Below are 327 nucleotides of genomic sequence, written 5' to 3' on the forward strand. Positions count from 1 at the left end.
TGTGTTCGGAATGGGAACAGGTGTATCCTCTCTGCTATTATAACCAGATTATTGTCTAAATTTTCATTTATCTTTTTTCTAAGACAAGTATTATAATAACATATTTGTCTTATTATGTCAATACTTTTTTCATTTGATTTTAAGCTTATAAAATCCTTAAAAATCTCTGATTATTGACAAATTTAAATACATAGAGTTAGCACTCTAAAAACTACATATATATTTTAATTAATGAACATCAAATAAATATTGGTCAAGTCCTCGACCTATTAGTATCGATAAGCTAAATACATTGCTGCACTTACACCTTCGACCTATCAACCAGAT

The 327-nt window shown here is 27.5% G+C and carries 1 rRNA gene; it reads right to left on the bottom strand.

Annotated features, from left to right (window positions below):
* Nucleotides 1-249 precede the first annotated feature (249 nt).
* Nucleotides 250-327: ribosomal RNA gene (locus IC213_RS20725) — 23S ribosomal RNA — on the bottom strand; the annotation flags it as partial.

This window comes from Clostridioides sp. ES-S-0049-02 (assembly GCF_020658465.1).
Taxonomy (GTDB): domain Bacteria; phylum Bacillota; class Clostridia; order Peptostreptococcales; family Peptostreptococcaceae; genus Clostridioides.